At 72.5% G+C, this 25,129-nt stretch carries 23 protein-coding genes and 1 tRNA gene; 17 read left to right on the forward strand and 7 right to left on the reverse strand.

Translation table 11 applies throughout. From position 1 onward, the window contains the following. The first annotated feature begins 41 nt into the window (after window positions 1-41). Entirely contained in the window at window positions 42-1,337 is a 1,296-nt protein-coding gene (locus ACI6QG_RS01555; RefSeq protein WP_407022797.1) for a hypothetical protein, read from the forward strand. An 11-nt stretch (window positions 1,338-1,348) separates the two neighbouring features. Here the strand turns inward: ACI6QG_RS01555 and lipB are convergent, their stop codons facing one another. Then, entirely contained in the window at window positions 1,349-1,996 is a 648-nt protein-coding gene (lipB, locus tag ACI6QG_RS01560) for a lipoyl(octanoyl) transferase LipB (RefSeq protein ID WP_407022798.1), read from the reverse strand. Between the two features lie 31 nt (window positions 1,997-2,027). On the opposite strand from lipB, the gene ACI6QG_RS01565 reads away from it, so the two are divergent. From ACI6QG_RS01565 to ACI6QG_RS01585, 5 genes are all read left to right on the forward strand, one after another. After that, a tRNA-Leu gene (locus tag ACI6QG_RS01565) sits at window positions 2,028-2,113 on the forward strand. A 121-nt stretch (window positions 2,114-2,234) separates the two neighbouring features. Beyond that, window positions 2,235-3,233, forward strand: a complete 999-nt coding sequence (locus ACI6QG_RS01570) for a sensor histidine kinase (protein WP_407022799.1) — start codon at window positions 2,235-2,237, stop codon at window positions 3,231-3,233. A gap of 51 nt (window positions 3,234-3,284) precedes the next feature. Further along, a complete protein-coding gene (locus ACI6QG_RS01575) occupies window positions 3,285-5,555 on the forward strand; it encodes an NADP-dependent malic enzyme (RefSeq protein WP_407022800.1) in 2,271 nt (756 codons plus the stop codon). A 34-nt stretch (window positions 5,556-5,589) separates the two neighbouring features. After that, window positions 5,590-6,624: a UV DNA damage repair endonuclease UvsE gene (gene uvsE, locus ACI6QG_RS01580; protein ID WP_407022801.1), complete on the forward strand. Its 1,035-nt coding sequence runs from the start codon at window positions 5,590-5,592 to the stop codon at window positions 6,622-6,624. 43 nt (window positions 6,625-6,667) lie between these two features. Next, window positions 6,668-8,104: an NAD(P)-binding domain-containing protein gene (locus ACI6QG_RS01585; protein WP_407022802.1), complete on the forward strand. Its 1,437-nt coding sequence runs from the start codon at window positions 6,668-6,670 to the stop codon at window positions 8,102-8,104. A gap of 24 nt (window positions 8,105-8,128) precedes the next feature. Here ACI6QG_RS01585 and ACI6QG_RS01590 read toward each other — a convergent pair whose 3' ends face one another. Further along, window positions 8,129-8,374, reverse strand: a complete 246-nt coding sequence (locus tag ACI6QG_RS01590; RefSeq protein WP_407022803.1) for an Lrp/AsnC ligand binding domain-containing protein — start codon at window positions 8,372-8,374, stop codon at window positions 8,129-8,131. 136 nt (window positions 8,375-8,510) lie between these two features. On the opposite strand from ACI6QG_RS01590, the gene ACI6QG_RS01595 reads away from it, so the two are divergent. Continuing rightward, window positions 8,511-9,545: an ABC transporter ATP-binding protein gene (locus tag ACI6QG_RS01595; protein WP_407022804.1), complete on the forward strand. Its 1,035-nt coding sequence runs from the start codon at window positions 8,511-8,513 to the stop codon at window positions 9,543-9,545. Beyond that, the gene (locus ACI6QG_RS01600) at window positions 9,542-10,507 is read left to right on the forward strand and encodes an ABC transporter ATP-binding protein (protein WP_407022805.1); all 966 of its coding nucleotides are present in this window, start codon (window positions 9,542-9,544) and stop codon (window positions 10,505-10,507) included. Before ACI6QG_RS01595 ends, ACI6QG_RS01600 begins: the two co-directional genes overlap by 4 nt. On the opposite strand, the gene ACI6QG_RS01605 is transcribed toward ACI6QG_RS01600, so the two are convergent. Continuing rightward, window positions 10,471-12,204 carry an AI-2E family transporter gene (locus ACI6QG_RS01605; protein ID WP_407022806.1) on the reverse strand — a complete coding sequence of 578 codons (1,734 nt, stop codon included), beginning with the start codon at window positions 12,202-12,204 and terminating at the stop codon, window positions 10,471-10,473. The genes ACI6QG_RS01600 and ACI6QG_RS01605 overlap by 37 nt on opposite strands. 41 nt (window positions 12,205-12,245) lie before the next feature. Between ACI6QG_RS01605 and ACI6QG_RS01610 the strand changes: the two genes are divergently transcribed. Together ACI6QG_RS01610 and ACI6QG_RS01615 are read left to right on the forward strand one after the other, a co-directional pair. After that, window positions 12,246-15,074 (forward strand): response regulator, encoded by a 2,829-nt coding sequence (locus ACI6QG_RS01610; protein WP_407022807.1) that lies wholly within the window; start codon window positions 12,246-12,248, stop codon window positions 15,072-15,074. Next, complete coding sequence (locus ACI6QG_RS01615) at window positions 15,071-15,445, forward strand: response regulator (RefSeq protein ID WP_407022808.1); 375 nt, start codon at window positions 15,071-15,073, stop codon at window positions 15,443-15,445. The genes ACI6QG_RS01610 and ACI6QG_RS01615 overlap by 4 nt, the downstream gene beginning before the upstream one ends. A gap of 6 nt (window positions 15,446-15,451) precedes the next feature. Here ACI6QG_RS01615 and ACI6QG_RS01620 read toward each other — a convergent pair whose 3' ends face one another. Next, window positions 15,452-16,432 carry a Bug family tripartite tricarboxylate transporter substrate binding protein gene (locus ACI6QG_RS01620; RefSeq protein WP_407022809.1) on the reverse strand — a complete coding sequence of 327 codons (981 nt, stop codon included), beginning with the start codon at window positions 16,430-16,432 and terminating at the stop codon, window positions 15,452-15,454. An 83-nt stretch (window positions 16,433-16,515) separates the two neighbouring features. Between ACI6QG_RS01620 and ACI6QG_RS01625 the strand changes: the two genes are divergently transcribed. Genes ACI6QG_RS01625 through folK form a run of 3 tightly spaced genes read left to right on the forward strand, consistent with a single transcriptional unit; the run spans window position 16,516 to window position 18,216 of the window. Beyond that, the gene (locus tag ACI6QG_RS01625) at window positions 16,516-17,178 is read left to right on the forward strand and encodes a sulfite oxidase-like oxidoreductase (protein WP_407022810.1); all 663 of its coding nucleotides are present in this window, start codon (window positions 16,516-16,518) and stop codon (window positions 17,176-17,178) included. Then, window positions 17,171-17,725 carry a glutathione peroxidase gene (locus tag ACI6QG_RS01630; protein WP_407022811.1) on the forward strand — a complete coding sequence of 185 codons (555 nt, stop codon included), beginning with the start codon at window positions 17,171-17,173 and terminating at the stop codon, window positions 17,723-17,725. Before ACI6QG_RS01625 ends, ACI6QG_RS01630 begins: the two co-directional genes overlap by 8 nt. Further along, entirely contained in the window at window positions 17,722-18,216 is a 495-nt protein-coding gene (gene folK, locus ACI6QG_RS01635) for a 2-amino-4-hydroxy-6-hydroxymethyldihydropteridine diphosphokinase (RefSeq protein ID WP_407022812.1), read from the forward strand. Before ACI6QG_RS01630 ends, folK begins: the two co-directional genes overlap by 4 nt. 26 nt (window positions 18,217-18,242) lie before the next feature. Here folK and pip read toward each other — a convergent pair whose 3' ends face one another. Then, window positions 18,243-19,190 (reverse strand): prolyl aminopeptidase, encoded by a 948-nt coding sequence (gene pip / locus ACI6QG_RS01640; protein ID WP_407022813.1) that lies wholly within the window; start codon window positions 19,188-19,190, stop codon window positions 18,243-18,245. A 93-nt stretch (window positions 19,191-19,283) separates the two neighbouring features. Between pip and ACI6QG_RS01645 the strand changes: the two genes are divergently transcribed. Further along, window positions 19,284-20,015 carry a hypothetical protein gene (locus ACI6QG_RS01645; RefSeq protein WP_407022814.1) on the forward strand — a complete coding sequence of 244 codons (732 nt, stop codon included), beginning with the start codon at window positions 19,284-19,286 and terminating at the stop codon, window positions 20,013-20,015. Between the two features lies 1 nt (window position 20,016). On the opposite strand, the gene ACI6QG_RS01650 is transcribed toward ACI6QG_RS01645, so the two are convergent. Further along, complete coding sequence (locus ACI6QG_RS01650; RefSeq protein ID WP_407022815.1) at window positions 20,017-20,691, reverse strand: GntR family transcriptional regulator; 675 nt, start codon at window positions 20,689-20,691, stop codon at window positions 20,017-20,019. A 74-nt stretch (window positions 20,692-20,765) separates the two neighbouring features. On the opposite strand from ACI6QG_RS01650, the gene tcuA reads away from it, so the two are divergent. The 3 genes from tcuA to ACI6QG_RS01665 are packed head-to-tail and all read left to right on the forward strand — an operon-like array spanning window position 20,766 to window position 24,240. Further along, window positions 20,766-22,163: an FAD-dependent tricarballylate dehydrogenase TcuA gene (tcuA, locus tag ACI6QG_RS01655; RefSeq protein WP_407022816.1), complete on the forward strand. Its 1,398-nt coding sequence runs from the start codon at window positions 20,766-20,768 to the stop codon at window positions 22,161-22,163. An 11-nt stretch (window positions 22,164-22,174) separates the two neighbouring features. Next, window positions 22,175-23,284 (forward strand): tricarballylate utilization 4Fe-4S protein TcuB, encoded by a 1,110-nt coding sequence (gene tcuB / locus ACI6QG_RS01660; protein ID WP_407022817.1) that lies wholly within the window; start codon window positions 22,175-22,177, stop codon window positions 23,282-23,284. Continuing rightward, window positions 23,281-24,240, forward strand: coding sequence for a Bug family tripartite tricarboxylate transporter substrate binding protein (locus ACI6QG_RS01665; RefSeq protein ID WP_407022818.1), 960 nt, complete (start codon window positions 23,281-23,283; stop codon window positions 24,238-24,240). Before tcuB ends, ACI6QG_RS01665 begins: the two co-directional genes overlap by 4 nt. Window positions 24,241-24,253: 13 nt before the next feature. Here ACI6QG_RS01665 and ACI6QG_RS01670 read toward each other — a convergent pair whose 3' ends face one another. Further along, window positions 24,254-25,129 carry a 2-hydroxy-3-oxopropionate reductase gene (locus ACI6QG_RS01670; protein ID WP_407022819.1) on the reverse strand — a complete coding sequence of 292 codons (876 nt, stop codon included), beginning with the start codon at window positions 25,127-25,129 and terminating at the stop codon, window positions 24,254-24,256.

Here is a 25,129-nt window from a genome sequence, read left to right on the forward strand (position 1 = left end):
AGCCTGTTTACATAACGTGGGGAAGTTGTCACCATACTTACATGACCGCTTCGACCAATCATCTGCTGCCAAAAAATTATGAGCTTAGGGAGGTTTTTACCGCCGGCGGCTTCCCGAAGCTCACGTATGTTCGGCGCGATCACTTGAAGCTTGAGTCTGATCTGCGCCACGCACTTGACAAGGGATTCGCAATTATCGCGATAACTGGCCAAAGCAAAAGCGGAAAAACAGTCCTGGCAGGCGCAGTAACAGAGGGAAATAAAGTAATCAAAGTTCATGGCGGCCAATGCCAAACTTCTGATGATATTTGGTCGCAGATTTTACATCAAGCAGGGGAATCTTTCGAGAAAAACAAAAATTTATTGTCTATGGATAGTGAGGAGACCGGCATCAAAGGCGGCCTTAGCCTGGGTATTGGGAATGTTGAAATTAATCAAAAGGCTGGCAATCAAAATTCTGTAAATAGCACAATAGAATATTTCAACAATCCCAAGATGCAAGCCATAAGTTTTCTAAAGAATAATAAAATCATCCTTATTATTGACGATTTCCATTACATGGAAGAGAAAGCTCGAAAAGATACGATTAGAGCGCTAAAGCCATACGTATTTGATGGTGGACAGGTTATTGTGATTTCTGTCCCCTATCGCGCTTTTTCGGTGGTCGATGCTGAAGGTGAAATGGAAGGTCGCTTCAGGCATATTGAGATACCAGAATGGACATCGAGTGACTTAATGCGTATTTTGGAGGCAGGTGAACCTTTACTAAACGTGAGATTTTCACAAAGCATGAAGGTGAGCTTCACCAATGAAGCTCTTGGAAACCCTTTGCTAACACAAAATTTTTGCTTTGACGCATGCTACAATGAGGGAGTCAAATCAACGTGCCCCCAGGAATTTAAGTTTGAGGACGATTTTAATTGCAATGCAGTTTTTGTGAAAGCAGCTCAGGACGTTGGATTTCCTATATTTAGCAAATTAGAACGAGGTCCTCAAAGTAGGTCAGACAGATTGCCTCGTCCGTTTAAGAATGGATCGAAGGGTGATACTTATCAGTCTATTTTAGCGGCAATTGCTGTGACGGGACCGCAGAAAGAGTTATCATATGAGACTATAAGATCTGCGTTACGAGAAGAAATTCTAAAATCAAACTATCCACAAAAACACGAAGTTACTGCCGCCATCAAGCAAATGGTAGGCATTGCGAAAGACATCGAGCGGGATAATCCAGCTATTGATTTTCATGAAGATAGAGTTTTTATACAGAATCCATTTTTTCAATTTTATTTGAGATGGATTCATCGGCCAAATTTTGCTGAGAGTTTGGATTTGCGGTAGTGTCCAACGGGTTACCCAAACACCCCCGGCCATTCCGCCATCAGCGCCGCGTCCAGCTCGGCCATCGTCGCGGGGATGCCGAGGTGGACCAGGGAGGTGACGCCGAACTCCGGCAGGCCGCAGGGCACGATGCCGCCGAAATGCGCCAGCTCCGGCTCCAGGTTCAGCGCGATGCCGTGCCAGCTCACCCAGCGCGTCACCCGCACGCCGATGGCGCCGATCTTGGCCTCGCCCACCGGGGTGTCGGCCACCCAGATGCCCACCCGGCCCGCGCGGCGTTCCCCCTTCACGTTGAAGCGCCACAGGGCGCGGATCATCCATTCCTCCAGCCCGTGCACGAAGCCGCGCACGTCGCGCGCCGGCACCGCGCCGTGCGGCCGCTGGAGGTCGAGCATCACATAGGCGGTGCGCTGGCCGGGGCCGTGGTAGGTCCATTGCCCGCCGCGCCCGGCGGCGAAGCTGGGGAAGCGCGTCTCCAGCAGTTCCTCGGGCCGGGCGCTGGTGCCGGCGGTGTAGGTGGGCGGGTGCTCCACCAGCCAGACGCGCTCCGCCGCCGCGCCGGCGCGGATGGCGGCCACCCGCGCCTCCATGGCAGCCAGCGCGTCCGGGTAGGGCGTCAGCCCTTCGGAGATGAGCCATTCGGGGCCGGTTGAACCCATGTCGGTCCTGCGCTAAGGCACCACGGCACAGGCGGCCATGGCGGAATGGTAGACGCGCTAGCTTGAGGTGCTAGTGGGGGCAACCCCGTGGAAGTTCGAATCTTCTTGGCCGCACCAACCGCCCCGGGAAAATCGCGCAACCCTCCCAAGGGTTGAACTTGTTTCCCGGCTGCGCGACCTTTTCTTTCCGCGGCGACCGGCCTTCCGGTTCCCCTCCGGGAGACACCTGTTCTTGCCCATGCTCCAAACCCTGGCCGAGGTTGCGCTGCGCCCCCGCCGGGCCGCCTTCCGCTGGGGCTTCGCCACCGCCGCCTTCGTCCTGGCGCTGGGGCTGCGCCTGTGGCTGGACCCGGTGCTGCCGCCGGGCTTCCCCTTCCTCACCTTCTTCCCCGCCGTCATCCTCACCGCCTTCCTGTGCGGGGTGAAGGCGGGCTCGGCGGTAGCCGTCGCCTCCTTCCTCGCCGCCTGGTGGTTCTTCATCCCGCCCTTCGCCTCCTTCACCTTCACCGCCGCCTCCCTGGTGGCGCTGGGCTTTTTCGCCGCCATCGCCGCGGTGGACATCCTGCTGATCCACGTGATGACCCGCGCGCTGGAGCGCGTGCAGGAGGAGCGGGAGCGCAACCGCCGCCTGGCGGAATCCCGCCAGGCCCTGTTCACCGAGATGCAGCACCGCGTCTCCAACAACCTGCTCACCATGGCCTCGCTGCTGGCCATCCAGACCCGCGGCGTCACCGACCCCGCGGCGCGGCGCGCGCTGGAGGAGGCGCAGCGCCGCCTCCAGCTCGTCTCCCGCATCCACCGGCAACTGCACGACCCCGACCTGGCGGCGGTGGAGATGCCCCCTTTCCTGCATGCCCTGACGGCGGACGTGCTGGAGGCCGCCGGCGCCGCGGAGGTGCGGTGGGAGGTGCGCGCCGCCCCGCTTTCCCTGCCGGCCGAGCGCGCCATCCCGCTGGCCCTGGTGACGGCGGAGCTGGTGGCGAATGCGCTGGAGCACGGCTTCGCCGGCGGCGGCCGCCCCGGCACGCTGCTGGTGGCGCTGGAGGCGGTGGCCGGCCGGGCGGAGCTGCGCGTGCATGACGACGGCGCCGGCCTGCCCGCCGGCTTCCGGGCGGAGGAGTCCCGCAGCCTGGGGCTGACGGTGGTGCGCCAGCTCGCCGCGCAACTGGGCGGGGAGTTCAGCCTGCATGACGCGGCAGGGACCGAGGCGCGGCTGCGCTTCCCGCTGGCGGCGTAAGGACCCCGCGCGCGGCTTGCCCCGCCGGGCGCGCCGCAGCATTGTCCCGCGATGGACGAAGACCTCCGCCGCGCCGCCCTCGACTACCACCGCCTGCCGCGGCCCGGGAAGCTGACGGTCGAGCCCACCAAGCGCATGGCCTCCCAGCGCGACCTGGCGCTGGCCTACAGCCCCGGCGTCGCCGCCGCCTGCACCGAGATCGCGGCCGACCCCGCCAAGGCGTGGGACTACACCACGCGCGGCAACATGGTGGCCGTCATCACCAACGGCACCGCCGTGCTGGGGCTGGGCAACATCGGCCCGCTGGCCTCCAAGCCGGTGATGGAGGGCAAGGCCGTCCTGTTCAAGAAGTTCGCCGGCCTGGATTCGATTGACATCGAGGTGGACGCCCAGGACCCCGACCGCTTCGTGGAGGTGGTGGCGGCGCTGGAACCCTCCTTCGGCGCCATCAACCTGGAGGACATCAAGGCCCCCGAGTGCTTCGAGATCGAGAAGCGCCTGCGCGGGCGGATGAACATCCCCGTCTTCCACGACGACCAGCACGGCACCGCCATCATCGTCGCCGCCGCGGTGCGCAACGGCCTGCTGATCCAGGGCAAGCGGCTGGAGGACGCGAAGCTGGTGAACACCGGCGGCGGCGCCGCCGCCCTGGCCTGCCTGGACCTGCTGGTGGCCATGGGCCTGAAGCGGGAGAACGTGACGGTCTGCGACATCGCCGGCGTGGTGTGGCAGGGCCGCCCGGACACCGACCCCTACAAGGCGCAATACGCGCAAGCCACCGCGGCCCGCACGCTGGAGGAGGTGCTGGACGGCGCCGACGTCTTCCTGGGCCTGTCCGCCCCGCGCGTGCTGAAGGCCGAATGGCTGCACAAGCTGGCGCCCAGGCCCCTGGTGCTGGCCCTGGCCAACCCCGAGCCGGAGATCCTGCCCGAGGCGGTGCGCGCCGCGCGCCCGGACGCCATCGTGGCGACGGGGCGCACCGACTACCCCAACCAGGTCAACAACGTCCTCTGCTTCCCCTTCATCTTCCGCGGCGCGCTGGATGCGGGCGCCACCACCATCAACGAGGCGATGAAGGTCGCCGCCGTCGAGGCCATCGCCGCGCTCGCGCGGGTGGAGGCGAGCGAGGTGGTGGCCGCGGCCTATGGCGGCACGCCGCCGCTCTTCGGCCCGGACTACATCATCCCCAAGCCCTTCGACCCGCGCCTCATCCTCGAGGTCGCGCCCGCGGTGGCCCGCGCGGCGATGGACAGCGGGGTGGCGCAGCGCCCCATCGCCGACTTCGACGCCTACCGGGCCGAGCTGCGGCGCTTCGTGTTCCGCTCGGGCAACCTGATGCGCCCGGTGCAGGAGCTGGCGCGCCGCCGCCCCGCCCGCATCGTCTTCGGCGAGGGCGAGGACGAGCGCACCCTGCGCGCCGTGCAGACCGTGCTGGACGAGGGTACGGCGGAGCCCATCCTGGTCGGCCGCCGCGCGGTGGTGGAGGCGCGCGTGAAGGCGCTGGGCCTGCGCATGGCGCTGGGCACCTCCGTGCAGGTGGTGCATCCGGCGGAGGACCCGGAGGTCTTCGGCGGGCTCACCGCGCTGTACCAGGGCAAGGTGGGCCGGCGCGGCATCACCCCCGACGCCGCCGGGCGCCGGGTGGAAAGCCGGCCGACCATCGCCGCCGCCCTGCTGCTGGAGGCCGGCAAGGCGGACGCCGCCATCCTCGGCGGCACCGGCGACTGGATGCGCCACTGGGAGCACGTGCTGGACGTCATCGGCAAGCGCGCCGACGTGGGGCGGGCCTATGCGCTGTCCGCCCTGATCCTGCCCGGCGGCACGCTGTTCTTCGTGGACACCCACCTGCTGCTGGACCCCACGGCGGAGCAGGTGGCGGAGATGGTGAAGCTGGCCGCCGAGCAGGTGCGCGGCTTCGGCATCACGCCCAAGGTGGCGCTGCTGTCGCACTCCTCCTTCGGCGCCTCGGGCGCCCCGGTGGCGCGCAAGATGCGCCAGGCGCTGGCCTTGATCCGCGCCGCCGACCCGGGGCTGGAGGTGGATGGCGAGATGCACGCCGACGCCGCGCTGGTGCCGGCCATCCGCGCCCGCGCCGTGCCCGACCCGCGGCTGGAGGGCACCGCCAACCTGCTGGCCTTCCCCGGCATCGACGCCGCCAACATCGCCTTCAACCTGGTCAAGGCGGTCAGCGACGGGCTGCAGCTGGGTCCGATGCTGCTGGGCATGAACAAGCCGGTGCACATCATGGTGCCCAGCGTCACCGCGCGCGGGATCGCCAACCTGGCGGCGGTGGCGGCGGCGCAGGTGAACCGCGGCGGCTAGCAACCCGGCGGGGTGCGCGCCGCTTCATGGCGGCGTGACCCCCGATGCTTCCCCCATGCGGCTGGGCGTGCCGGTCAAGCTGCTCTCCGACCCGGCACTGAAGGCGAACGACGCCCGCCGCTGGCAATCCGGCCCGCACCTGCGCGTCTCGCTGGAAGGGCTGGACGCCATCCTCGACGCGCTGGACCGGCTGAACATCCGCATGTACCGGATGAGCAGCGACCTCGCGCCCTACGCCACCCACCCGGACCTGCCGCAGTTCCACGGCCAGGTGGCGGAGTGCGCGGCGGACCTCGCGGCCATCGGCGCCAAGGCGCGGCGGCTGGGCATCCGGCTCTCCTTCCACCCCTCGCAATTCGTGGTGCTGAACAGCCCGGACCCGGTGCTGGTCGGCAAGTCCATCGCCGACCTCGCGAGCCAGGCCGAGATGCTGGACCTGATGGGGCAGGGGCCGGAGGCGGTGCTGGTGATCCACCTCGGCGGCGCCTATGGCGACCGCGACGCCGCCCGCGCCCGCTGGGTCGAGACCTGGGAGCGGCGCCTGCCCGCGCACGTCAAGGCGCGGCTGGTGCTGGAGAACGACGACATCCGCTTCGACGCCGCCGACGCGCTGTGGGTGCACCAGCGCACCGGCGTGCGGCTCATCTTCGACCACCAGCACCACTGGTGCCTCAACCGCTCCGGCCTGGACCTCGCGGAGGCGGCGGGGCGCTTCCTCGATTCCTGGCCGGAGGGCGTGCGGCCCAAGATCCACTTCTCCTCCCCGCGCACCGCGATGAAGGAGGTGAAGCGCAAGGTGGAGGGCACGCGCCGCCAGGAAACCCGCCTGCTGGCCCCGTTGCTGACCGCCCATGCCGAGCTAGTGAACGCCTTCGAGTTCGCCCACTTCCTGCGCCTGCTGCCCGGCCGCGTCTTCGACGTGATGGTGGAGGCCAAGGCGAAGGACCTCGCGGTGCTGCGCCTGCGCCGGGACCTGCTGCGCTGCGCCCCCGACGTGGCGGCCCGCTTCGGCCTGGGCGCGGCGGAGGAGCAGGCCGCCGCGGCCCTGCTGGAGGAGGCGGCGGAGTGAGCGCCCCTTGCGCCCCGCCCCCATTGCCCCGAGGTGAGGCGCCATGCCCGCCCCCCGCACCCTCGCCGAGCTCGAAGCCGACGTCGCCCGCGACCTGGAGCTGACCGCCCACCCCCGCGCCCCCTGGCTGCAGCCCCGGCGCAGCGAGGGCCAGCCGGTGCTGGACGTGCTGGTCATCGGCGCCGGGCAATGCGGCCTGGCGGTGGCCCACGCGCTGCGCCGCGACAAGGTGGACAACCTGCTGGTCCTCGACCGCGCCGCGCCGGGGCGCGAGGGCCCCTGGACCACCTATGGCCGCATGCGCGCCCTGCGCTCGCTGAAGGACCAGACCGGGCCGGATCTGCGCCTGCCCTCGCTGACCTACCAGGCTTGGCACGAGGCCAGCTTCGGCACGGCGGACTGGGAGCGCATGCGCTGGATTCCCAAGGAGCTTTGGGCCGACTACCTGGCGTGGTTCCGCCGCGTCGCCGGCATCCCGGTGCGCAACGGCGTGGCGGCCGGCGCCATCGGCCCCGCCCACACCGATGACGGGCTGGACTGCCTGCGCGTCGAGACCTCCGGCGGCCCGCTGCTGGCGCGCCGCGTCGTGCTGGCCACGGGGCAGGAAGGGATCGGCGGCTGGTGGATGCCGGAATTCGTCGCCGCGCTGCCCGCCCCGCTGCGCGCCCATGCCAGCGAGGACATCCCCTTTGCCCGGCTGCGCGGCAAGGTAGTGGCCGTGCTGGGCGCCGGGGCCAGCGCATTCGACAACGCCGCCGTGGCGCTGGAGCACGGCGCCGCCGAGGTGCACCTGTTCTGCCGCCGCGCCGAGCCGATGGTGGTGCAGCCCTATCGCTGGCTGACCTTCGCCGGCTTCCTGCGCCACATCGGCGAGATGCCCGACGCCTGGCGCTGGCGCTTCATGAGCCACATCCTGGGCCTGCGCGAGGGCTTCGCGCAGGACCACTACGACCGCGTCATCCGCTGGCCCAACTTCGTGCTGCACGCCGGCCGCCCCTGGACCGCCGCGCGCGAGCAAGGCGGGCGCGCGGTGCTGGAGACGCCCGGCGGCCCCTTCGCGGCTGATTTCCTGATCTGCGGCACCGGCACGCGGATGGACCCCGCCCTGTGCCCCGAGCTGGCGCTGTGCCACGCCAACGTCGCCGCCTGGGCCGACCGCCACGCGCCGCCGCCCGAGGAGCGCAACGAGCGCCTGGCGGCCTTCCCCTACCTGGCCGACGACTTCTCCCTGACGGAGAAGGCGCCGGGCGCCACGCCCTGGCTGCGGCGCATCCACCTGTTCGGCATCGGCGCGACGATGAGCTTCGGCCCGTCGGGCAGCAGCATCAACGCCATGAGCATCGCCGCGCCCCGCGTGGCCGCCGGCGTGACCCGCCGCCTGTTCGAGGAGGACCTGCCGCGCCTGTGGGAGGAGCTGCGCGCCTACGACGTCAAGCAGGTGGAGCTGGACGCGGCGCGGGTGCGGCGCGCGGCGGAATGAGCGCCGGCCCGCCGGAGGGCGGCCTCAGCGCGAGAAGGCGTTGAAGGTCTGGATGGTGTAGGTGTCCTTCACCCCCGGCACGGTCTGGATCTTCTCCACCACGAACAGGCCGATGTCCTGGTCGGCCGTCAGGTAGAACTTGCCCAGCAGGTCGTACTGGCCGGAGGTGGAGTGCATCTCCGACAGCTCCTCGACGCCGTCGGCCATCTCGCGGGCCACGCGGTAGGCCTGGCCCATCTCGCACTTGATCTGCACGAAGATCGCTTTCATGCGGGCCATCATGCCAGGGCCGGCGGCGCGGCGGAAGGCAGGGCTGCCCATCCGGCGGGCATTCCGCGCCCCGCCCCCCGGCGCGGCGGCCGGCTGGGCGCTTGCAGGGCGGGCCGGCTTGCCGCCTGATGGCGGCATGGACAGCAACGACCGCGGCGGCCCCGCCCAGCCCCTGCTGGAGCTCGACGGGCTGGTGAAGCACTTCCCGCTCAAGGGCGGGCTGCTCGGGCGCACCACCGCCGTGGTGCGCGCGGTGGACGGCGTCAGCTTCGACGTCCGCAAGGGCGAGACGCTGGGCATCGTGGGCGAATCCGGCTGCGGCAAGTCCACCACCGCGCGGCTGCTGATGCGCCTGATGAACCCCGACGCCGGCGCCATGACCTTCGACGGCGAGGCGGTGGGCGCCGGCGCCGTCGGCTTGCCGCTGCGCGACTACCGCCGGCAGGTGCAGATGGTGTTCCAGGACAGTTACGCCTCGCTGAACCCGCGCCTGCCCATCGGCGATTCCATCGCCTTCGCGCCCAAGGTGCACGGCCTGCCCGACGCCGAGGCGCAGGCCCGCGCGCGCGACATGCTGGCCGCGGTGGGCCTGGCCCCGGCCTCCTTCGCGCACCGCTACCCGCACGAGCTGTCGGGCGGGCAGCGCCAGCGCGTCAACATCGCCCGCGCCCTGGCCCTGCGCCCCCGCCTGGTGATCCTGGACGAGCCGGTGAGCGCGCTGGACAAGTCGGTGGAGGCGCAGGTGCTGAACCTGCTGGTGGACCTGAAGGCGGAGTTCGGCCTGACCTACGTGTTCATCTCGCACGACCTCAACGTGGTGCAGTACATCTCGGACCGCGTGCTGGTGATGTACCTGGGCGAGGTGGCGGAGATCGGCCCGGTGGAAGCCATCTACGCCAGCCCCGCCCACCCCTACACCGTGGCCCTGCTGGACAGCCGCCCCTCCATGGACCCGGCGCGCCGCCGCACGGAGGCGCCGCTGTCGGGCGACCCGCCCAACCCGGTGAACCCGCCCTCCGGCTGCCGCTTCCGCACCCGCTGCCCGCATGCCGAGGCGGTGTGCGCCGCGCGCAAGCCCATCATGGCGCAGCTGGGCGGCGGGCACGCGGCGGCGTGCCACATGGCCGACCCCGCCTCGGGCCACAGCCTCGCCGGGAGGATGGCGGCATGAGCCTGGTGTCCCTGCGCGACCTGCACGTCACCTTCCGCACCCGCGACCGCACGGTGCACGCGGTGAACGGCGTGGACCTCGACCTCGCGCCCGGCGAGACGCTGTGCATCCTGGGCGAATCCGGCTCGGGCAAGTCGGTCACGCTGCGGGCGCTGATGAAGCTGCTGCCCCGCTTCGCCGAGGTGCGCGGCGGCATCCAGGTGGCGGGGCAGGACGTGGCCCGCATGTCCGAATCCCAGCTGACGGATTTCCGCGGCCGCGACGTGGCGATGATCTTCCAGGAGCCGATGACGGCGCTGGACCCGGTCTTCACCATCGGCCGCCAGATCAGCGAGACGGTGCAGCGCCACGAGCGGCTGTCCCGCACCGCCGCCGAGGCGCGCGCGCTGGAGCTGCTGGAGCTGGTGCAGATCCCCTCGGCGAAGCGCCGCCTCGCCGCCTATCCGCATGAGCTCTCGGGCGGGCTGCGCCAGCGCGCCATGATCGCCGTGGCGCTGGCCTGCAAGCCCCGGTTGCTGCTGGCCGACGAGCCGACGACGGCGCTGGACGCCACGGTGCAGATCCAGGTGCTGCTGCTGCTGCGCGACCTGCAGCGCCAGCTGGGCATGGGCGTCATCTTCGTCACCCACGACCTGGGCGTGGCGGGCGAGATCGCCGACCGCGTCGCCGTGATGTACGCCGGCAAGGTGGTGGAGGAGGGGCCGGTGGCGGGGCTGATGCGCGGCCCGCTGCACCCCTACGCCCAGGGGCTGCTGGGGGCCACGGTGCATCCCTCCATGCGCGGCAAGCGGCTCACCACCATCCCCGGCGCGCCGCCGGCGCTGGACGTGGCGCCCGCAGCCTGCGCCTTCGCCCCGCGCTGCGAGCACGCGCACGACGCCTGCCTGCGCGGCGTGCCCGCCATGCGCGGGCCGGAGCCGGCGCGTCAGGCCCGCTGCGTGCTGGTGCCCGAGGCCGCGTAGGCCCCGGCCTGGGCGCGGGCCTCGCCCAGCGTGGTCACCAGCGCCCCGGCCGCGCCTTCCTCGCGCAGGGCGCCCAGCATGGCGCTGTCGGGCGCGGCCTGCCACACGCCGACCACCACCCGCGCCTCCGGCAGGGCGCGCGCCAGGCGGCGCAGGGCGGTGCGCACGCCCGCCACCGAATTGCCTTCCTCCAGCACGCTCAGGCACACCAGCCGCACCCGCGCCGGGTCCAGCGCGCCGATGGCCGAGGCGTCCAGCGCGCCCGCGGCGGCCGCCTCGGCGCCGAAGCCGTCGCGGCGCAGCGCCAGCGCGGCCAGCCGCGCCGCCTCGCCATCCAGCGGGCCGCGGGCGGGGATGCACAGCACCGCGCCGGGCGCGCCCCAGGCATCGGGGCGGGCAGGGGGCTCGGCCTCCTCCGCCAGCGCGTCCAGCCAGGTGCCGGCGGCGCCGCGGATGGCGTCCATGCGCTCGGCCTCCAGCGCCTCGCGGCCCCAGTCGGCGGTGGCCAGCGCCAGGGCGGGCAGGGCGACGGCGTCGGCATGCGCCGCCAGGTCCGGCTCCTCCCGCGCCTCGGCCAGCAGGAAGTCGGCGTCGCCCTCCATGGCGCGCTGGTAGAAGCGCTCGGGCGGGCTCAGCGGCTGGCGGTCGCCCAGCAGCACGTCCAGGAATTCCAGCTGCGGCACGTGCCGGCCCAGCACCACCAGCCCCACGGTCAGCGGCGTGGCGATCAGCAGGCCGATGGGCCCCCACAGCATGGTCCAGAACGAGGCCGACAGGATGACGGAGATGGGCGACAGGCCGGTGCGCCGGCCGAACACCAGCGGCTCCACCACCTGGCCCATCAGCAGCTCGCCCACCATGATGAGGGCGAACACCGAGGCCGCCAGCTCCCAGCCCGGGGCGGCGGCCAGCGCCAGCAGGGTGGGCGGGATGACGGCGATGGGCGTGCCGATGAAGGGCACGAAGCGCATCAGCCCGACCAGGCTGCCCCACAGCAGCGGCGAGGGCAGGCCCAGCAGCCACAGCCCCGCCGCCACCGTGGCGCCGAAGCCGCCGGCCAGCATCACCTGCGCCAGGAACAGGCGCGACAGGCGCTCCGCCGCGTCGTCCATCGCGGCCATGGTGCGCGGCAGGTCGCGCGCGCCGGCCAGGCGGATGGCGCGGTCGCGCAGGTCGGCGCGGAACAGCAGGATGAACAGGGTGAACAGCGCCGCCAGCCCGGCGGTGGCCAGCGGGTGCAGCACCGGCCCGGCGATGGCGGCCGCCAGGGCCAGCGGCGTCATGGCCGCCGCGGCGGGGGCGGGCGCGGCGGCGGCGGCCGCGGGGGCCTCGCCGGTCACCAGCGCCTGGGCCTGGCGCAGCAGGTCGCCCAGGCCGGACAGGGCGCCGAACTTCTCGCGCAGGGTGGCGGCCAGGCGCGGCAGCTCGGCGGCCAGGGCGGCGGCCTGCAGCCCCAGCGCCCAGCCGATGCCCAGCAGCAGCAGGAAGGCCAGCACCGCGGCCAGCACCACCGCCAGCCCCCAGGGCAGGCCGCCGCGGCGCAGGGCGCGCGCCAGCGGCGCCAGCACGAAGGCCAGCAGCGCGCCGATGGTCAGCGGCACCAGCACCTCCTTCGCGACGTAGAGGGTGGTCACCACCACGCAGGCGATGAACAGGGTGGCGGCCAGGCGCAGGGGGTCGGCGGGGGTGGGGCGCATCACCCCTACAACCTTCGCAGCCTTGCGGGGTTGAGGGGCCGATGCCCGCCACGCCGCCGCCCCGTGCCTCCTTCCTGCTGCCCGTGCTGGCGGGGGTGCTGGTGCTGCTGGCGCTCGCTCTGGGCGCCGCCTCCTGGCGCGCCTCGGAGGACGCGCGCGCGCGGGAGGCGGCGGGCAGCGGCTTCGCCCTCGGCCTGGCGGAGATGCTGTCCGCCCTGAAGGACATCGAGACGGGGCAGCGCGGCTTCCTGCTCACCGGCCGCGACGAGTACCTGGACCCCTACCGCGAGGGGCTGGAGGCGGCGCCGCGCGAGCTGGAGGCGCTGCCCGCCCTGCGGCGCGCCGCCGGCCTGCCGGAGGCCGACCCGCTGCCTGCCCTGGCCCGCCGCCGCATCGCCCTGGCCGAGGAGGTGGTGGCCCGCCGCCGCGCCGGCGACGAGGAAGGCATCCAGCGCATGGTCGAGGCCGGCGAGGGCAAGGAGGTGATGGACGTCATCCGCGCCACCGCCGCCGCGCAGACGCGGCAGGCCCAGGCGCTGACCGCCGCCGACGCCGGGGCCGCCCAGCGCCGGGCCTTCTGGCTGGGCGCCGGCGCGCTGGCGGCCGCCATCGGCGGCACGCTGCTGGTGGGCCTCTACGCCCGCGCGCGGCGGGAGGCGGAGCGCGCCGCCAACGCCCTGCTGGACAGCGTGATGACCTCCGCGCCGCTGGGCCTCGCTTTCCTGGACCGCGGGCTGCACGTCTCGGGCGCCAACCGCGCCTTCCGCGACATGGCCGGCACGGCGGCGGCCCTGCCGGAGGGTCTGCGCGAGGCCGTCGCGCCCCGGCTGGAGGAGGCGCTGGCCGGCCGCCAGGCGGAGGCCGAGCTGGCGCTGGCCGGCGGCCGCGCGGCGCGCGCGACCCTGTTCCCCCTGCGCGGCGGCCGGCGCGAAGGCGCCGGGCTGGTGCTGGAGGACGTCACCCGCCGCAAGCGCGCCGAGGCGCGGCTGCGCCGCTCGGAGGCGCGCTTCCGCACCCTGGCGGAATCCCTGCCGCAGCTCACCTGGACGGCCGAACCGGACGGCGCCTTCACCTGGGTGAACATGCGCTGGTCCGCCTTCTCCGGCCAGCCGGCGGAAGCCCTGCGCGGCGATGGCTGGCGCGAGCTGCTGGACCCCGCCCACCGCGCGGCGGTGGAGGCGCGGCTGGCCGCCGCCTTCGCCGCGGGCGAGCCCTTCGAGGAGGAGTTCGCCCTGCGCGGCGGCGGCGGGGCGCTGGCCTGGTTCCTGTGCCGCGCCGTGCCGCTGCACGAGGACGCGGAGGAGGGCGGCGGCCTGTCCGCCTGGTTCGGCACCCTGACCGACGTGACCGAGCTGCGCGAGGCGCGCGAGGCGGCGGAGGAGGCCAACCGCGCCAAGTCCACCTTCATCGCCAACATGTCGCACGAGCTGCGCACCCCGCTTTCCGCCGTGATCGGCTATTCGGAGATGCTGGAGGAGGAGGCGGAGGACCTCGCGGGCGGCGAGGCGCTGATGGAGGACCTGCGCAAGATCGGCGCCAACGCCCGCCACCTGCTGAGCCTGATCAACGACGTGCTCGACCTGTCCAAGATCGAGGCCGGGCGGATGGAGCTGCAGCCGGAGGATTTCGACCCCCGCAAGCTGCTGGAGGACGCCACCGCCACCGTGCAGGCCCTGCTGCGCAAGAAGGGCAACATGCTGCGCCTGGAGGGCGCCGAGGCGCTGGGGCCGATGCACAGCGACGCGGTGAAGCTGCGCCAGTGCCTGATCAACCTGCTGAGCAACGCCTCCAAGTTCACCGAGGACGGCACCATCACCCTGTCGGCGCGCGAGGAGCAGGATGCCGGCCGCCGCTGGGTGGTGCTGCGCGTCGCCGACACCGGCATCGGCATGACGGAGGAGCAGCTGGGCCGGCTGTTCCGCCGCTTCTCCCAGGCCGACGCCTCCACCACGCGGCGCTTCGGCGGCACCGGGCTTGGGCTGGCCATCACCAAGGCCCTGACCGACATGCTGGGTGGCGCCATCGAGGTGCAAAGCACTCCGGGCCAGGGCACCGCCTTCACCCTGCGCATCCCCGCCGACCTGCGCGAGCGCGCGGCCCCGGCCGAGGCCGGCCACCCCGAGCTGCCCGCCGGCGCCGGGCTGGTGCTGGTGGTGGACGACGACCCGGCCTCGCGCGACCTGCTGTCCCGCTTCGTGCAGCGCGAGGGTTTCGCGGTGCGCACCGCGGCGGATGGCGAGGAAGGGCTGCGCCTGGCCCGCGAGCTGCGCCCCACCGCCATCCTGCTGGACGTGATGATGCCGCGCATGGATGGCTGGGGCGTGCTGTCCGCCCTGAAGGCGGATGACGCCCTGGCCGCCATCCCGGTGGTGATGGTGAGCATCGTGCAGGAGCGCGCGCTGGCCGTCTCGCTGGGCGCGGCGGACTACCTGACCAAGCCTGTGCAGTGGTCGCGGCTGAAGCACGTGCTGGAGCGCTGGCGCGCCCCCGGCACCGCGCTGATCGTGGAGGCCGACGCCGCGGCGCGGGCCGAGCTGCGCGCCCGGCTGGAGGAATCCGGCTGGGCGGCCGAGGAAGCGGCCGGCGAGGCCGCGGCCCTGGCCCGCATGGAGGCGGCGCCCGCCGTGGGACTGGTTCTGGTGGCCGTGCCCGGCCCGGACAACGAGGGCCTGTCGCTGGTGCATGCGCTGCGGTCGGAGCGGCGTTGGCAGGGCGTGCAGATCATCGCCCTGACCGGGGGCGAGCTGCCGGCGGGCGCGCTGGAGCACCTGCGCGGCCAGGTGCGCCGCGTGCTGCCGGCCGATGACGAGCCCCCGGCGGCGCTGCTGGAGGAACTGCGCCGCCTGGCGGCGCCGAGGAGCGAGAGATGACGCGGATCCTGCTGGTGGAGGACCACGAGGAGCTGTGGGACTTCCTGTCCCGCCGCCTGAAGCGGCGCGGCTTCGACGTGGTGCTGGCCCATGACGGCCAGGCCGGGCTGGAGGCGGCGCGGCGCGAGAAGCCCGACGTCATGCTGCTGGACATGAACCTGCCGGTGATGGATGGCTGGACGGTGGCCCGCACCCTGCGGCAGGACCCCGCCACCGCGCGGCTGCCCATCATCGCGCTCACCGCGCACGCGATGAGCGGCGACCGCGACCGCATGCTGGAGGCCGGCTGCAACGACTACCACCCCAAGCCGGTGGACTTCCCCGCCCTGCTGGAGCAGATCGACGCCGCGATGCTGGCGGCGGAGGAATAGCCGCCCTCACCCCTCGAAGACGATGCGGCGCTCCTGGATGACGCGGCGCCACTTGGCGGCCTCGGCGGCGACGTGCGCGCGGGCCGGCGCCTCGTCCGAGCCGCGCAGCAGGAAGCCCGCCGCGGCGGCGCGGGCCTGCACCTCGGGCATGGCCAGGGCGGCGCGCGCCACCTCGCCCAGCCGCGCCGCCACCGCGTCGGGCGTGGAGGCGGGCACCCACCACATCACCCAGGAATAGGCCTCGAAGCCCGGCACCACGCTTTCGGACAGCGTCGGCAGGTCGGGGAAGGCGGGGATGCGCTCGGCGGTGCCCACCGCCAGGGCCGGCACCTGCCGGTTGGCGATCAGCCCCTGCGCCGAGGGCAGGTCGAGGATGGAGAAGTCCACCCGCCCCGCCTGGAGCTCCGCCAGCGAGGGCGCGGAGCCGCGGAACGGCACGTGGGTGACGTCCGCCCCGGTCATGGAGCGGTAAAGCTCGCCCGCCAGGTGCGCCGGGTTGCCCACCCCGCCGGAGGCGAAGGTGAGGCGCCCCGGGTGGGCCAGCACGAAGCGGTGCCAGCCCGCGGCGTCGCGCGCCGGGAAGTCGGGCCGCGTCACCAGCACGGTGGGGGTGATGGCCAGCAGGGAAAGCGGCCGGAAGTCCCGCACCGGGTCGTAGGGCGGCGGCGTCATCATCATCGGCGCGGTGAGGGAGGAGATGACGGCGACCAGGATGGTCAGCCCGTCCCCTGCCTCGCGCGCCACCAGCCCGGAGCCGACGGCGGCGCCGGCGCCGGCGCGGTTCTCCACCGTCACCGGCTGGCCCAGCGCGGCCTGGGCGTGCGGCGCCATCAGCCGCGCCAGCAGGTCCGGGCTGCCGCCGGCGGGGAAGGGCACCACCAGCCGCAGCGGGCGGGCGGGCGCCCAGGCCCCCTGGGCCAGGGCCGGGGCGGCGAGGGGGGTGAGGGGGGTGAGGGGGGCAAGGAGGAGGGCGCGGCGCAGCGGCATTCGGTTCGGTCTCCCGACTGGCCAGTTCGCGCTCCCGCCCCCATATGTCGCAACGGTGCGGGACATGGCAAGGATGCGACGCGATGGCCGATGAAGAGGGCGTCCGCCTGGACGGCGAGGTGCGGGACAAGCTGGTCCGCACCAAGGAGCGCTGGGCGCGCGACGGCCGGCTGCTGACCGGCGAGGCCGGCGCCGGGCGGCTGCCGCCCGGCCAGCGCCTGGTGACGGACTTCCCCGTGCTGGACCTGGGCGTGCAGCCCGAGGTGCGGCCCGACCGCTGGCGCCTGCGCCTGGAGGGCCTGGTGGAGGAGCGCCAGGCGCTGGACTGGGCGGGCTTCATGGCCCTGCCGCAGGCCGACTACGTGAACGACATCCACTGCGTCACCGCCTGGAGCCGCTACGACAACCGCTGGCAGGGCGTGGCCACCCGCACCCTGCTGGAGCTGTGCCGGCCGCGGCCGGAGGCGCGCTTCGTCGTCTTCCACTCCTATGACGGCTACACCACCAACGTGACGCTGGAGGCCTTCGCGGCCGAGGACGCGCTGGTGGCCCATTCCTGGCAGGGCCAGCCGCTGGAGCGCGTGCATGGCGGCCCGGCGCGCATCGTGCTGCCCCGCTGGTACTTCTGGAAGAGCGCCAAGTGGGTGACGCGCATCGAGTTCACGGCCGAGGACCAGCCGGGCTTCTGGGAGGTCCGCGGCTACCACAACGAGGCCGACCCCTGGCTGGAGCAACGCTATGGTTGACATCTTCCGGCGGGCCGCCCTGCTCGCCTCGTCCTTCATCGCCCCCGCCGTGACGGAAGGCCACGCCCAGGGCGGCGAGGATGCCTGGACCTTCTCCTTCCAGTCGCTGGAGGGGGAGCCGATGCCGCTGGCGCAGTGGCGCGGGCGGGCGCTGCTGGTGGTGAACACCGCCTCCTTCTGCGGCTTCACCAAGCAGTACGAGGGGCTGCAGCGCCTGCACGAGCGCTACGAACCGCGCGGGCTGACCGTCATCGGCGTGCCCTCCGCCGACTTCAACCAGGAAAGCGCCGAGGCGTCGAAGGTGCGCGACTTCTGCGACACCATGTTCGGCATCACCTTCCCCATGGCCGCCATCAACCACGTGCGCGGCGAGGCGGCGCACCCGTTCTACCGCTGGCTGACGGCGCAATCCGCCCCGGTGCGCTGGAACTTCCAGAAATACCTGGTCAGCCGCGACGGGCGGCGCGTCACCTCCTTCTCCACCGCCACCGGGCCGGAATCGCCGCGGCTGACCCAGGCCATCGAGGCGGCGCTGGCCGCTTCGTGATCCTGGTCGGCATCGGCGCGAACCTGCCCGGCGCCGACGGCGCGGCGCCGCGCGCCACCTGCGCCGCCGCCCTGCGGGAACTGGCGGCGCTGCCCGGGCTACGGCTGCTGGCGGCCTCGCGCTGGTGGGAAAGCGCGCCGGTGCCGCCGATGCCCGGCGCGCCGTGGTTCGTGAACGGCGTGGCGCGGCTGGACGGCGCGGCCGAGCCCGCCGCCCTGCTGGCGGCGTTGCACGGCATCGAGGCGCGGCACCACCGCGCGCGCCCCTTCCCCAACGCCCCGCGCACGCTGGACCTCGACCTGCTGGACTGCCACGGCGCGCTGGCCGCCACGCCGGCGCTGACGCTGCCGCACCCGCGCCTGCACCTGCGCGGCTTCGTGCTGCACCCGCTGGCTGAGGTCGCGCCCGGCTGGCGCCACCCGCTGACCGGCGCCACGGTGGAGGCGATGCTGGCGGCCCTGCCGCCGCAGGAACTGCGCCCGCTGGCCTGAGGGGGTTGGGGGCGGCTGCCGCGCCGTCAGCGCCGCCGGACGCGCTCCACCGCCGCCACCAGCGCGGTGCGGATGCCCGGCTCCAGCGCCGAATGGCCGGCGTCGGGCACCACGGTCAGCCGCGCCCGCGGCCATGCGGCGGCGAGGTCGAAGGCGGTGTGGGCCGGGCAGACCATGTCGTAGCGGCCCTGGATGATCTCGGCCGGGATGTCGGCCAGCGCGCCCATGCCGGCCAGCAGCCCGCCCTCGCGCAGGAACAGCCCGTGGGCGAAGTAGTGCGCCTCGATGCGCGCCAGCCCCAGCGCGGCGCGGTCCTGCGCGAAGCTCGCCACCGTCTCGGGCGAGGGGAGCAGGGTGGAGCAGGAGCCTTCGTAATGGCTCCACGCGCGGGCAGCCGACAGGTGCACCAGGGGCTCCGGGTCGGTCAGCCGGCGCAGGTAGGCGTGGAGGATGTCGCCGCGCTCCTCCGGCGGCAGGTGCTCGGCGAAGGCGGCCCAGGCGTCGGGGAAGAAGCGGCGCAGGCCATGGAGGAACCAGTCCACCTCCTCCGCGCGGCCCAGGAACACCCCGCGCAGCACGCAGCCGGTGACGCGCGAGGGATGGGCCTGCGCGTAGGCCAGCGCCAGGGTCGAGCCCCAGGAGCCGCCGAACAGCAGCCACTTCTCCAGCCCCAGGAAGCGGCGCAGCGTCTCGATGTCCTCCACCAGGTGCGGCGTGGTGTTGGCGCGCAGCTCACCCAGGGGGCGGGAGCGGCCGGCGCCGCGCTGGTCGAAGATCACTAGGCGCCAGTGCTGGGGGTCGAAGAAGCGGCGGTGAACCGCGCCTGCCCCGGCGCCGGGCCCGCCATGCAGGAACAGCACCGGCTGGCCGCGCGGGTTGCCCACCTGCTCCCAGTACATCACGTGCCCGTCGCCCAGGGGCAGGAGGCCGGTCTCGAAGGGCGCGATGTCGGGGAACAGGTCGCCGCGGGGCATGCCCTTTTAGAGCCTGTGCGCGCGGTGGGTTCAATCCTGCCGCATCCGCCCCTAACTTGTCATGCGATGGCCTCTCAGCCCAACCCCGCCCGGATGCCCGCCGCCCCCGCCCCGGGCCAGGTGAATTGCGGGGTCTGCGGCGCCGAGAGCCGGCAGGCCAGCTTCCGCCCCGGCATGCCCGAGCAGGCGCCCGACCTGGACCTGCGGCCCGGCCCGCCGCTGCGCGGCTCCATGGGGCGCTGGCTGCAGCAATGCCCGCATTGCGGCTACGCCGCGCCGGAGATCGCCCAGGCCCACCCCGCCGCCGCCCAGGCGGTCGGCGGCGCGCATTTCCGCGGCCTGCTGAACGACGCCGCCACCCCGCCGCTGGCCCGCCGCTTCCTGGCCTGGGCCCTGGTGCTGGAGGAAACCGGCGCCCTGCACGCCGCCGCCGAGGCGACGCTGCACGCCGCCTGGGTGGCCGACGACCTCAACAAGCCGGAGCTGGCGCGGGCTTGGCGGCGCGACGCCGTGGCGCTGTGGCGCTCCGGCCCCGCGCTGGACGCCGAGCAGACGGTGCGCGTGGTGGACAGCCTGCGCCGCGCCGGCCTGCACGACGACGCCGCCGCCACCGCCGAGGCCCTGCTGGCGAAGGAGCCGCCGGAGGCGGTGGCGCAGGTGCTGACCCTGGAACTGCGGCTGGCGGCCGCGGGCGACGAGCGCCGCCATTCGGTGGCCAGCGCCCTGCCGCCGCCCTCGCGCCGGCCGCATGTCAGCCACCAGGGCAGCGTGCGCCGGGGCGAGGGGTTCATGGGCTGGCTGCGCCGGCTGTTCCGCCGCGGCTAGCCTACTCCGGCCCGGCCTCGGGCACGCCCAGCGTCCGCACCAGCCACGCCAGGCGGTGGCGCTGCGCCATGCGGGTGTGGGCGCGCGCCGCCTCCTCCGCGGCCGCGCCGTCGCGGCGCTGCAGCGCGGCGACGATGGCGCGGTGCTCCTCATGCGCCACCGTCGCGCGCTCGCCCAGCGTCAGCAGGGAGGGCAGCAGCGCCAGCTGCGCCGAGAGCTGCTCCAGGCTGCGCAAAAGGTAGCGGTTGTGGGTGGCGAGGTAGATCATGCCGTGGAAGCGCTGGTTCAGCGCGGCCAGGGCGCGGGTGTCGGCGAAGGAGTTGGGTTCGGCCTCCAGCAGCTCCGCCATCGCCGCCAGCTCGGTGTCGCTGGCGTGCTGCGCGGCCAGGCGCGCGGCGGCGCCCTCCATGATCTCGCGCATCACGTAGAGCTCGACCACCTGCCCGTGGTCGGGCCGCGCGACGGACAGGCCGCGCCGTGGCTCGTGCGTCAGCAGCCCCTCCGACTCCAGCCGCGCGATGGCCTGCCGGACCGGGGTGCGCGACACGCCGAAGCGGGTGGCGAGGTCGGTTTCCGTCACCCGCATGCCCGGTGGCAGCGAGCCGTCGCGCAGCGCGGCGCGAATGGCGGCATAGGCCGTCTCGCCGAGGTCGCGGGGTGGGGGCGTACCGTCCATGCGCCGCAGCATACCGTTGTTTTTCATGAAACGCCATCTGGACGTTGCGGGATACGGTCGCATACAATCCGGGGATGGTGGATTTCACGCGCGTCTGGGACGTCCTGGTGGTGGGCGGCGGCAATGCCGCCCTGTGCGCGGCCATCACCGCCCGGCGCCTGGGCGCCAGCGTGCTGGTGGCCGAGCACGCGCCGAAGCCCATGCGCGGCGGCAACAGCCGGCACACCCGCAACCTGCGCGCCTTGCACCCGGCGCCCACCAAGGTGCTGACCGATTCGTACCTGGAGGAGGAGTACTGGGACGACCTGCTGCGCGTGACCGGCGGCCGCACCGACGAGGGGCTGGCGCGCATGACCATCCGCGCCTCGCAGCACGCGCCGGGCTTCCTGGAGGAATGCGGCGTGGTGTTCCAGCCCAGCCTGTCCGGCACGCTGAGCCTGAGCCGCACCAACGCCTTCTTCCTGGGCGGCGGCAAGGCGCTGGTGAACGCGCTGTACCGCACCGCCGAGGCGCTGGGCATCGAGATCCTCTACGACACCGAGGTGCAGCACGTCCGGGTGGAGGAGGGCCACGCGACGGAGGCCATCCTGTCCTGGCGCGGCTTCCCCGAGCGCGTGCGCTTCAAGTCCATCGTGGCCAGCAGCGGCGGCTTCCAGGCCAACCGCGAATGGCTGCGCGAGTACTGGGGCGATGCCGCCGACAATTTCCAGATCCGCGGCACCCCCTACGCCCAGGGCCGCATCCTGAAGGACCTGCTCGGCCAGGGCGTGCAGCAGGTGGGCGACCCCACGCAGTTCCACGCCGTCGCCAACGACGCCCGCGCGCCGATGGAGGATGGCGGGCTGGCGATGCGGCTGGACTGCGTGCCCTTCTCCATCGTGGTGAACGAGCACGTCGAGCGCTTCTACGACGAGGGCGAGGATGTCTGGCCCAAGCGCTACGCCATCTGGGGCCGGCTGATCGCCCAGCAGCCCAACCAGCGCGCCTTCGCCATCACCGATTCCCAGGCGCTGCACGACTACCTGCCCAGCGTCTTCCCGCCGGTCTTCGCCGACACGGTCGGCGAGTTGGCGGTGAAGCTGGGGCTGGACGCCGCCAAGCTGGAGAAGGTGGTGGCCGACTACAACGCCGCCGTGCGCCCCGGCCGCTTCAACGGCAAGGCGCTGGATGATTGCGGCACCGAGGGGCTGTTCCCGCCCAAGTCCCACTGGGCGCGCCGCATCGAGAAGCCGCCCTTCCACGCCCACCCGCTGCGCCCGGGCATCACCTTCACCTTCCTGGGCGTGAAGGTGAACGAGCGCGCGCGGGTGATGATGGCCGACGGCAAGCCCAGCGCGAACCTGTTCGCGAGCGGCGAGATCATGGCCGGCAACATCCTCGGGCAGGGGTATCTCGCCGGCTTCGGCATGGCGATCGGCACGGTGTTCGGCCGCCTGGCCGGCGAGGAAGCCGCCCGCGCGGCGCGGAACTGAGGAGCAGCACGATGGACGGCAGCATCACCCCGCGCGTGGAATCCGAGGCCGCCACCGAGGCGCGCCGCCAGATGGAGATCTGCAACGCCTGCCGCTACTGCGAGGGCTATTGCGCCGTCTTCCCGGCGATGACGCTGCGGCGCGACTTCAGCACCGGCGACCTCACGCACCTCGCCAACCTCTGCCATTCCTGCAAGGGCTGCTACCACGCCTGCCAGTATGCGCCGCCGCACCCCTTCGGCGTGAACATCCCCGCCACCTTCGCCACGCTGCGCGCGGAATCCTACGCCGAGCACGCCTTCCCCCGCGCCCTGGGCCGCGCCTTCGAGCGCAACGGCACGGTGGTCGCCGCCGTCGCCGCGCTGGCGCTGACGCTGGTGCTGGTGCTGACGGTCGCGCTGCAGGACCCGGCGGTGCTGTGGTCGGCGCAGACCGGCACCGGCGCCTTCTTCCGCGTCATCCCCTACGGGCTGATGGTCGGGCTGGCCTCGCTCACCTTCGGCTGGGCGGTGCTGGCGGTGGGCGTCGCTTCCTGGCGCTACTGGCGCGCCACGGCGCCGGGCGGCGGCGTGACGCCCGCCGCGGTGGCGCAGATGGCGTCGGACGTGGTGACGCTGCGCAACCTGGGCGGCGGCGGCCATGGCTGCAACGACGTGGATGACGGCTTCGCCCAGCGCCGCCGCTGGCTGCACCAGGCCATGGCGGGCGGCTTCCTGCTGTGCTTCGCCGCCACCACGGTGGGCGCCTTCTACCACCACTTCCTGGGCTGGCGCTCGCCGCACGCCTTCCTGTCGCTGCCGGTGCAGCTGGGCACCTGGGGCGGCGTGCTGCTGTGCATCGGCACCGCCGGGCTGCTGCACGTGAAGGCCATCACCGACCCCGCCCCGGTGGCGCGCAAGCTGCTGGGCGGCGAGGTGGCGATGCTGTCGCTGCTGTTCCTGGTCTCCATCACCGGGCTGCTGCTGCTGGCGGCGCGCCACACCGGCGCCATGGGGCTGCTGCTGGCGATCCACCTGGGGCTGGTGCTCGCCTTCTTCCTGGTGATTCCCTATTCCAAGATGGTGCACGCGCCGTTCCGGGCGCTGGCCCTGCTGCGCAACGCCATGGAGACCAAGCGATGATCACCCGCCGCGCCCTGGGCGCCGCCACGCTTGCCCTGCCGGCCGTCGCCCAGGCCCAGGGCCGCGCCCTGACGCTGGTGGTGCCCTATGCCGCGGGCGGCGGCACCGACATCGCCGCGCGCGAGTTCGCTGGTGGCTTCGGCCAAGCGCTCGGCGGGCAAGCGGTGGTGGTGGAGAACCGGGCCGGCGGCGCCGGGCATGTCGGGGCGCTCGCCGTCTCCCGCGCGCGGCCGGATGGGCAGACGCTGCTCTTCGCGGTGTCCACCAACGTGGTCATCAACCCGCACCTGCAGCGCGGCGACCGCGTGGACCTCGCGAACAGCCTCGAGGCGGTGGCGCAGACCTCCTCCTACCAGTACGTGCTTGTGGTGCATCCCTCGCACCCCGCCAATACGCTGCGGGACTACATCGCCTGGGTGAAGGCGCAGCCGCGCGGCTCCGTCACCTTCTCCTCCTCCGGGGTGGGGGGCAACAACCATCTGGCCGGCGTGCTGTTCGCCGAGGCCGCGGGCATCGAGATGGAGCACGTGCCCTATCGCGGCACCGCGCCGGCGCTGATGGACGTGGTGGCGCGCAACATTACCCTCAACGTCTCGTCCCCGCCACCGGCCATCACCCTGGTGCGCGAAGGGCGGCTGAAGGCGCTGGCCGTCACCGGCCCCGCCCGCATGCCGGCTTTGCCCGAGGTGCCGGCGCTGAAAGAGGTGATTCCGGGCCTGGAGATCCAGGGCTGGCACGGCCTCTTCGCCCCCGGCGGCACCCCGGCGGCGACGCTGGACCGGCTGGAGGCCGCGGCGAAGCGCGTCATCGCCACGGAGCATTTCCGCGCCCGGCTGGCGAGCGACGGGCTGGAGCCGCCGCCCGACCAGCCGCGCGCCGCCTTCGCCGCCGCGGTGCGGGAGGAAAGCGCCTACTGGGCGCGCAAGGTGCCGGAGCTGGGGATCAGCCTGGACTGACCCCCCCGGGCCCTCAGCCCAGCTTGTGGTTGGCCATCGCCTCGATGGCCTGCACAAGGCCGGAATGGTCCCAGCCCTCGCCGCCCATCGCCGCGCAGGCGCTGAACAGCTGCTGGGCGGATGCGGTGTTGGGCAGCGCCACGCCCAGCTCCTTGGCGGATTGCAGCGCCAGGTTCAGGTCCTTCTGGTGCAGCTTGATGCGGAAGCCGGGCGCGAAGGTCCGGTTGATCATCCGCTCGGCGTGCACCTCCAGGATGCGGGAGTTGGCGAAGCCGCCCATCAGCGCCTGCCGCACCTTGGCGGGGTCCGCCCCAGCCTTGGAGGCGAAGACCAGCGCCTCGGCCACCGCCTCGATGTTGAGCGCGACGATGATCTGGTTCGCCACCTTGGTCGTCTGCCCGGCGCCGTTGGGGCCGACCAGGGTGATGTTCTTGCCCATCGCCTCGAACAGCGGCAGCGCCTTGGCGAAGGCTTCCTCCGGCCCGCCGACCATGATGGTGAGCGCCGCGTTGCGCGCGCCCACCTCGCCGCCGCTCACCGGCGCATCCAGGTAGTCGCAGCCCAGCGCGTTGACCCGCTGCGCGAACTCCTTGGTCGCGGTCGGGCTGATGGAGGACATGTCGATCACCAGCGTGCCCGGCTTAAGCGCCGCGGCCACGCCGCCCTCGCCGAACAGCACGCGCTCGACGTCGGGGGTGTCGGGCACCATCAGGATCACCACCTCCGCCGCGGCGGCCACGGCGGCGGCGTCGGGCAGGATGGTGAAGCCGGCCCGCGCCTCGGGCTTCAGCGAGGCGCGCTCGGGCGCCAGGATCTCGTGGCCCGCCTTGCGCAGGTTCTCGGCCATGGGCTGCCCCATGATGCCGAGGCCGATGAAACCGATCTTCAT

The sequence above is a fragment of the Sabulicella flocculans genome (assembly GCF_045449635.1).
In the GTDB taxonomy this organism is placed as follows: domain Bacteria; phylum Pseudomonadota; class Alphaproteobacteria; order Acetobacterales; family Acetobacteraceae; genus Roseococcus.

What these genes read in the sequence shown, in the direction of transcription:
- ACI6QG_RS01600 (WP_407022805.1), top strand. Translation starts at nt 9,542, where the DNA reads ATGAGCCTGGTGTCCCTGCGCGACCTGCACGTCACCTTCCGCACCCGC.
- tcuA (WP_407022816.1), top strand. Translation starts at nt 20,766, where the DNA reads ATGGTGGATTTCACGCGCGTCTGGGACGTCCTGGTGGTGGGCGGCGGC.
- ACI6QG_RS01555 (WP_407022797.1), top strand. Translation starts at nt 42, where the DNA reads ATGACCGCTTCGACCAATCATCTGCTGCCAAAAAATTATGAGCTTAGG.
- ACI6QG_RS01610 (WP_407022807.1), top strand. Translation starts at nt 12,246, where the DNA reads ATGCCCGCCACGCCGCCGCCCCGTGCCTCCTTCCTGCTGCCCGTGCTG.
- ACI6QG_RS01620 (WP_407022809.1), bottom strand. Translation starts at nt 16,432, where the DNA reads ATGCCGCTGCGCCGCGCCCTCCTCCTTGCCCCCCTCACCCCCCTCACC.
- ACI6QG_RS01575 (WP_407022800.1), top strand. Translation starts at nt 3,285, where the DNA reads ATGGACGAAGACCTCCGCCGCGCCGCCCTCGACTACCACCGCCTGCCG.
- ACI6QG_RS01585 (WP_407022802.1), top strand. Translation starts at nt 6,668, where the DNA reads ATGCCCGCCCCCCGCACCCTCGCCGAGCTCGAAGCCGACGTCGCCCGC.
- ACI6QG_RS01605 (WP_407022806.1), bottom strand. Translation starts at nt 12,204, where the DNA reads ATGCGCCCCACCCCCGCCGACCCCCTGCGCCTGGCCGCCACCCTGTTC.
- pip (WP_407022813.1), bottom strand. Translation starts at nt 19,190, where the DNA reads ATGCCCCGCGGCGACCTGTTCCCCGACATCGCGCCCTTCGAGACCGGC.
- ACI6QG_RS01670 (WP_407022819.1), bottom strand. Translation starts at nt 25,129, where the DNA reads ATGAAGATCGGTTTCATCGGCCTCGGCATCATGGGGCAGCCCATGGCC.
- ACI6QG_RS01595 (WP_407022804.1), top strand. Translation starts at nt 8,511, where the DNA reads ATGGACAGCAACGACCGCGGCGGCCCCGCCCAGCCCCTGCTGGAGCTC.
- tcuB (WP_407022817.1), top strand. Translation starts at nt 22,175, where the DNA reads ATGGACGGCAGCATCACCCCGCGCGTGGAATCCGAGGCCGCCACCGAG.
- ACI6QG_RS01590 (WP_407022803.1), bottom strand. Translation starts at nt 8,374, where the DNA reads ATGAAAGCGATCTTCGTGCAGATCAAGTGCGAGATGGGCCAGGCCTAC.
- ACI6QG_RS01650 (WP_407022815.1), bottom strand. Translation starts at nt 20,691, where the DNA reads ATGGACGGTACGCCCCCACCCCGCGACCTCGGCGAGACGGCCTATGCC.
- ACI6QG_RS01630 (WP_407022811.1), top strand. Translation starts at nt 17,171, where the DNA reads ATGGTTGACATCTTCCGGCGGGCCGCCCTGCTCGCCTCGTCCTTCATC.
- ACI6QG_RS01645 (WP_407022814.1), top strand. Translation starts at nt 19,284, where the DNA reads ATGCCCGCCGCCCCCGCCCCGGGCCAGGTGAATTGCGGGGTCTGCGGC.
- lipB (WP_407022798.1), bottom strand. Translation starts at nt 1,996, where the DNA reads ATGGGTTCAACCGGCCCCGAATGGCTCATCTCCGAAGGGCTGACGCCC.
- ACI6QG_RS01665 (WP_407022818.1), top strand. Translation starts at nt 23,281, where the DNA reads ATGATCACCCGCCGCGCCCTGGGCGCCGCCACGCTTGCCCTGCCGGCC.
- ACI6QG_RS01615 (WP_407022808.1), top strand. Translation starts at nt 15,071, where the DNA reads ATGACGCGGATCCTGCTGGTGGAGGACCACGAGGAGCTGTGGGACTTC.
- ACI6QG_RS01625 (WP_407022810.1), top strand. Translation starts at nt 16,516, where the DNA reads ATGGCCGATGAAGAGGGCGTCCGCCTGGACGGCGAGGTGCGGGACAAG.
- ACI6QG_RS01570 (WP_407022799.1), top strand. Translation starts at nt 2,235, where the DNA reads ATGCTCCAAACCCTGGCCGAGGTTGCGCTGCGCCCCCGCCGGGCCGCC.